This window comes from Frankia sp. CcMO1 (assembly GCF_977945845.1).
This window is the reverse complement of the sequence record NZ_CDWTMG010000284.1, coordinates 1-5,575: the sequence shown is the minus strand read 5'-3', so window position 1 is coordinate 5,575 and position 5,575 is coordinate 1. Positions and strand designations below refer to the sequence as shown.

Sequence of the window (5,575 nt, the reverse complement as noted above, 5' to 3'; positions counted from 1 at the left end):
TTTTTTTTCCAGCAGAAGACTGCATACGAGATTGCCTCTTGTCTCGTGGGCTCGGAGATGTGTATAAGAGACAGAGCCACTGCCGTGCGCGAACACCACGACACCGGTCGGCCGCTCCGGCACCCTCAGGTGGCCCTGCAGGCACACCTTCCCCGCCCGCACCTCCACCTCGCCGTCCACCACCGGTGGATCACCCGCCGTGCCCTTCGGGGCCGGCGCGGTCCCGCCCGGTGCAGATCCGGACCCCGCCCGCGCCAAGCAGGCCAGGACATCCTCGTCCGTCGTTTGCGTGAAATCGCCGTAGAACTGGCCGACGGCATGGAACCGCGGCGGGGTGTCCAGAGCCACGTACTCGTCGGCGGCACCGGCAAGGCGCTCGACCCACCGGGACGGCGCCACCGGCACCGCCAGCACCACGCGAGCCGCGCCCCGCGCCCGCGCCACCTGGCAGGCGGCCCGGGCCGTCGACCCCGTGGCGATCCCGTCGTCGACCACCACCGCCGTGCGACCGGCCAGCGCAACCGGCACCCGGTCGCCCCGGAACCGCCGGGCCCGGCGATCGAGCTCCGCCTGCTCCGCCTTCTCGATGAGCGCCAGCTCGTCTTCGGTGACCCCGGCACGTACGACCACGTCGTCGTCCAGGACCCGCACACCGCCCTCGCCGAGCGCCCCCATGGCGACCTCCGGCTGGAAGGGCACACCGAGCTTGCGCACCAGGATCACGTCCAACGGCGCGTGCAGCGCCGAGGCCACCTCGAAGGCCACCGGCACGCCGCCACGGGGCAGTCCCAGCACCACCGCCGGCTCCCGCCGCAGATGGGCGAGGCGCTCCCCGAGACGACGCCCTGCCGTCACACGATCAGCGAAAACCATAGCGAACTCCCTCCGCGACCAAGCGCGGGCCGGCCGGCCCGCGGAGCCCCATCAGGCGGGACTCCGGGCGATGTGCTCGACATCCGCGTCCGAACCGGGGAAGAACAGGTGGTCCTGCGGGACGTCGTGGGGATCGTCGTCCCAGTGGATCACATAGGGCGGCCCGCCCTCAGACCCGTGGACCTCGACGATGGTGGCGTGACGCTCCCGCTCACCGATCTTGTGGCCCCGGATGGCGAGCCTGTCACCGACCTCTGCCTTCATGGCCGACCTCCATTGTCCTCGTCATCTTGCAGTCGGACGAACCCCGTCGCGGTGTTCGTGATCATGGCGCCACCATCCCCGACTTGAGCGATGCCCGGCAGGGCCGAAGGTCCCACCACATCGGGCCCCACGGCGCTGCCCCTGCGCTGTCCAGGCCGCCACCGAGACAAGCGCCGACCTGCTCGTCGTCGGCTCCCACGGCCTCGGCACCTTCACGGGCCTGCGGCTGGGATCGGTCAGCCTCCAGTGCGTCACCCACGCCCGCCACCAGCTCCGCATGGCGCTGACCGCCCTGTCGATCTGCCTCGACGTCGCCTTCGTCGTGGGCACGCTCGTCTACACGGCCACCATCCGGCGCACCTTCGACGACACACTGGCCGACACCAACCGCACCAGGGACCGGCGAGGTGATCGTCGACCGGGCGTCGTTCCGCAACGGCGGCCTCACCCTCGGCCAACCCGTCCGCATCCTCACCAGGCAGGGCCCCGAGCGGTCACCGTCGTCGGCACCGTCCGCTACGGGTCGGCCGACCGCCCGCCCGGCGCGACAGCTCACCCGTGGGCACCCGTGTGGTCGTGGAGGTGCCGCCGCTGACCACGCCCGTGGGCCGGGCGACCTCGGATGACGCCGCCGCGCGTTGAGGACGAAGGTCCCTGCCGCCGGCACCGGTCACGGCCCATCGTGGACGCACCGCCACAACCTCGATCCGAGGAGCACCGCCATGCGCGCACGCGACGCCATCCGCCAACCGCCGGTCACCGTCCGGCCCGACGACTCCCTGGCCGACGTGGCCCGGATCATGAACGAGCACGCCGTGGGATCGGTCCTCGTGCTCGACGGCGACGAGCTCGTGGGCATCGCCACCGATCGCGACATCGTCGTCCGGGGCCTGGGCCGCGGCCACGCACCCGAGAGCCGCATCGACGGCGTCATGAGCATGGACCTCACCACGCTGCCCGCGGATGCCGACCTGCTGCAGGCCGTACAGGTCCTCGCCGCCCACCCCTTCCGTCGCCTCCCCCTCGTGGACCGCGGCACCGTCGTCGGGCTGCTCTCGGTCGACGACCTGACCCTCGACCTGGTGGGCAGCCTCGCCGGGCTGCTGCGCCCGGTGACGGGCCAAGTCCTCTACGGACACGCCGAAGCCGACGTGCCGGCGGTCCCGTGACCGACTTCCGACGCGCCGACCACCCTCCGACCGGGCGACACCGGGCCCGCTGTGCCATCGACGGGCCAACCCACCGGCCGGGACACGCGGCCATGACACGATTACCGGAAGGCGCTGCAACCGACTCCGGCGCGCCGAGCGGATGCCCGTGTGCCGGCACGGGCCTCCGACACCTCCGGCCCGACGAGCGCGTGATCGACCGCATCCACCAGGTCTCGCCGAACCTGACCGCGGCGAGAGAGGCGGCCGCGTCGCCCGAGCTCGACCGGACGATCGGACGGGCGTCGGACGAGCAGTCGGCAGGCATCCGGGGTCACCGGCCGCCACCGCGGGCCGACCCGTCCTCCGAGTCTGCAGCGGGTGCGCCGCCAGCCAGGACGGCCCCCGCGGTCCCCCGGGACTGACGACCTGCGACGGCGAACGGTGACCGGCGGGTCGCCGGGCGCCTCGCAGTGCTCGACCCCGCCGCCTCCGCCCTCAGCCCCTTCCGCTGCGCGTGCCCAGATACGTGGTGATGATCACCATCAGGGCGAAGATCGCCATCATCACGACGGCTGCTGCTGGCCAGTTCATTCCGGCCTCCTTTCCTGGTGCTGCCTGACGACGCCACGATCCCCCGCGCCCACGACGGCTGGCCAGGGCCGAAGGTCCCGCAACGGTCCCGTAGCGGAGCGCACCGAAGGGTCAGAGGACCCCACCGGCGAAGGGACCGGACGGGGTCCGACTCCGAAACGGTCACGTCCCGCTCCCGGAGCCAGCGCGGGCGGTGCCTCGCCCGACTGGCGTGGCCGACGCACCTGCACGCCACCGTCTTCGGCACCGTCGGCGAGCACGCCATCGACCCTGGTGCGCCGGACTGCTCCCGGCGGTCGACCTCGCCGCCCACCCGTCCGCTGACGCGTCGGCGGTGACCTTGGACCCTGGTCGGGCCGAGCCGCCCGGCTCACCCTGCATCGCAGGACCGGAAACGAGGTAGGCCCATGGGACGCATCGTCGTCGGCTACGACGGCTCGAAGGGCTCGGAAGAGGCTCTGCAGTGGGCTGCGGCGGAGGCCGAGTTTGCGCCACGCCCCACTGGAGCTCGTCGGCTGCTGGCAGGTCCCCATCTTCGGCTCGTCGTCTTCGAGTCCATGTACGGCCACGCCCGCCAGATCGCCAAGCGCATCGCCGGGGGAATGCACGGCGATGACGGCGAGGGCGCCACCGGTCTCGCCGCCGCCTCCGACACCCGGATGGACAGGCCGCCGCTGTTCACCGGCCGGGCCTCCCGCCCGATCGACCGGCACCCGCGACGGGACCGTCGCCGAGGCCACCGTCGTGTGCATCCGCCTGAACCCGACCGCCTGACCCCGACCCCACGCGTGAAGGAACTGATCGTGAAACATCGCCCACAAGGCCGCCTACCGCCACGTCGCCGCCGTCTCGGCGACCACGTGGCCCCGCGCTGGCGGGGCCGCCGCGGCGAGCGCGCCGAGGTCACCTACGCCGAGCAGTGACGTCGACGTCGTGCTCGACGCCGGCGCGCACGTGGTCGTAGGCGCCGGGCCCGAACTGGCGGCCGAGGACGGTGGCCCGCCCCTTCGAGCGCACCCAGGTGGTGGTGGTTCTGCCGGTGGGTCACGCCGGGCAGGCGTCGAGCGGGACGACGGCGAGCCGGCCCCCTGTCACCCTCGCCGGACGTGGCCGCTGCGGTGGTTGACCATGGCCGGGTCCACGGCGGTCGGCCCCGGATGCGGCGGGGCGGCAACCGTGGGGGGTGGTCCCCGGTGGTGGTGCCCGGGTGCGTGAGCCTCGTCGTCGGCGGGCCGGGGCTCGGTCTCCTCGATGGGCGCGGGTTCGGTCCCGGGGGCGGCGAGGGTGTCGCGGATGGCGAGGGCGAGTCGCCGTAGCCGCTGCCGCCGCGCCTCGTCGCCGAGCACCGCGCGGGCAAGGAGTCCGGCGCCCGCCACCGCCGTCGCAGCCTTCGTAGCTCGTCGGACCACGCTGTCACCTCCGTCGTCGGCGCAAGGTTGGGGTCTGCGTCGAGCGTGGTCCCCCGAGGTGTTGGGTGATAGGGCCGATGGTCCCGAACCCGACCCGGGACTGTGGTGGTGAGAGGACACCCACTCGATCCCCTAGCGCCACCTCGCGCCTACCGCGCATGTGCCGTAGCGGGCTACGGCCGCGCTCGTGGCCTTCGGCCCGTCCCTCGCTCCAGGCCCGTCGCCGGGGCTTCCCACCGAGACCGGCCACCGCCGCCACCATCGAGGCGGCCTGCTCGGCGGCGGTCTTCCGCGGCGCCAGCAGCACCTGAGGTGCGGGTGACCTTCGATGCGGGACGTTCGGCCCTGCCGGCCGGCGACGAGGAGGCGCAGACTCGGGCGGAGAGCCGGGTCGTGGCCCGGCGGCCAGACGTTGGAGGACGCGTATGACGCTGCATCTGCGGGAGCCGGTCGCGGGGATCGCCCGACTCGAGCCCGTCTTCGTGGATCCGGGCGAGACGCTGCGAGCGGCCGCGAACCTGCTGTGGCTCGAATCGATCGGTGTGGTCGTGGTAGGCGACGCCCACCACCCGCTCGGGGTTCTCTCGGAGCGGGACATCGTGACCCAACTCGGTCAGGGGGCGGACCCCGACACCGCGACGGTGGGCGAGGCTATGACGAAGAACCTGATCGCCGTCCGTCCCGACGATCCCGTGCTCGACGCAGCGTCGATCATCCTCGACGACCTGATCCGCCACGTTCCGGTCGTCGACGATGGGGGTGTCGTACAGGGGATGGTGTCGATCCGGGACGTGATGCGCCCGCTCCTGCTCGACGCCCTGGGCGGTTAGGCCCCAAAGGCGTGTCGGGCCGGCAGGCGATGACTCCAGGACCCCGTCCGCCGGCGGCACCCGGCGGCGGCGACCCGGTGTCGACTCTCGAAGTCGACCCGAGGGAGTTCATGACCTCCGGGCCCGCCCACGGCGGCGATCCTGCTTCACGATGGTCGGTGACCACGACCGGGAGCAGCGGCGGCCCGGTGTCAGGGCTGACCGCCGCGTCGGGTGTCGGTGTCGGTTCCGGGACGCGGCGCCGGGCGCGACGGCGGTCTCGGTCGCGGGGACGCCGGGGAGTTCCGGTCCGGTACCGACACGGCCCTCGCAGCGATCGACGGCGGACGTACGGCCGTCCGTCCGCCGGCACGCCCGCGGCCCGGAACGAGAGCTGGCACGGATTTCAGGCCGGCAACGGTCTGCCGGTAGAACACCGGGGATGCCTCGCACCCCGTTGGCCTCGCTCGCTCTCAGG

At 73.0% G+C, this 5,575-nt stretch carries 7 protein-coding genes and 1 pseudogene; 5 read left to right on the top strand and 3 right to left on the bottom strand.

The window, feature by feature from the left end; all coding sequences use genetic code 11:
• A partial coding sequence (locus tag AC08OU_RS22055; RefSeq protein WP_476605686.1) for a phosphoribosyltransferase occupies window positions 1-873 on the bottom strand: 873 nt, incomplete at its 3' end.
• Window positions 874-924: 51 nt separating this feature from the next.
• Window positions 925-1,137 (bottom strand): DUF1918 domain-containing protein, encoded by a 213-nt coding sequence (locus tag AC08OU_RS22050; protein WP_476605685.1) that lies wholly within the window; start codon window positions 1,135-1,137, stop codon window positions 925-927.
• A gap of 160 nt (window positions 1,138-1,297) precedes the next feature.
• Between AC08OU_RS22050 and AC08OU_RS22045 the strand changes: the two are divergent.
• The 4 genes and pseudogenes from AC08OU_RS22045 to AC08OU_RS22030 all read left to right on the top strand — a co-directional run.
• A pseudogene (locus AC08OU_RS22045) lies at window positions 1,298-1,390 on the top strand (universal stress protein); the annotation flags it as partial.
• A 24-nt stretch (window positions 1,391-1,414) separates the two neighbouring features.
• Window positions 1,415-1,732, top strand: a complete 318-nt coding sequence (locus AC08OU_RS22040) for a hypothetical protein (protein WP_476605684.1) — start codon at window positions 1,415-1,417, stop codon at window positions 1,730-1,732.
• 127 nt (window positions 1,733-1,859) lie between these two features.
• The gene (locus AC08OU_RS22035; protein WP_476605683.1) at window positions 1,860-2,306 is read left to right on the top strand and encodes a CBS domain-containing protein; all 447 of its coding nucleotides are present in this window, start codon (window positions 1,860-1,862) and stop codon (window positions 2,304-2,306) included.
• 980 nt (window positions 2,307-3,286) lie between these two features.
• On the top strand, window positions 3,287-3,802 hold the full coding sequence (locus tag AC08OU_RS22030) for a hypothetical protein (RefSeq protein ID WP_476605682.1): 516 nt from the start codon (window positions 3,287-3,289) through the stop codon (window positions 3,800-3,802).
• A 168-nt stretch (window positions 3,803-3,970) separates the two neighbouring features.
• Here the strand turns inward: AC08OU_RS22030 and AC08OU_RS22025 are convergent, their stop codons facing one another.
• Window positions 3,971-4,288: a hypothetical protein gene (locus AC08OU_RS22025; protein ID WP_476605681.1), complete on the bottom strand. Its 318-nt coding sequence runs from the start codon at window positions 4,286-4,288 to the stop codon at window positions 3,971-3,973.
• A gap of 425 nt (window positions 4,289-4,713) precedes the next feature.
• On the opposite strand from AC08OU_RS22025, the gene AC08OU_RS22020 reads away from it, so the two are divergent.
• Window positions 4,714-5,118, top strand: a complete 405-nt coding sequence (locus AC08OU_RS22020; RefSeq protein WP_476605680.1) for a CBS domain-containing protein — start codon at window positions 4,714-4,716, stop codon at window positions 5,116-5,118.
• Window positions 5,119-5,575 lie beyond the last annotated feature (457 nt).

Bases quoted from the DNA above. Each gene is read 5' to 3' on its own strand.
- AC08OU_RS22050 (WP_476605685.1), bottom strand. From the start codon at position 1,137: ATGAAGGCAGAGGTCGGTGACAGGCTCGCCATCCGGGGCCACAAGATC.
- AC08OU_RS22040 (WP_476605684.1), top strand. From the start codon at position 1,415: ATGGCGCTGACCGCCCTGTCGATCTGCCTCGACGTCGCCTTCGTCGTG.
- AC08OU_RS22035 (WP_476605683.1), top strand. From the start codon at position 1,860: ATGCGCGCACGCGACGCCATCCGCCAACCGCCGGTCACCGTCCGGCCC.
- AC08OU_RS22030 (WP_476605682.1), top strand. From the start codon at position 3,287: ATGGGACGCATCGTCGTCGGCTACGACGGCTCGAAGGGCTCGGAAGAG.
- AC08OU_RS22020 (WP_476605680.1), top strand. From the start codon at position 4,714: ATGACGCTGCATCTGCGGGAGCCGGTCGCGGGGATCGCCCGACTCGAG.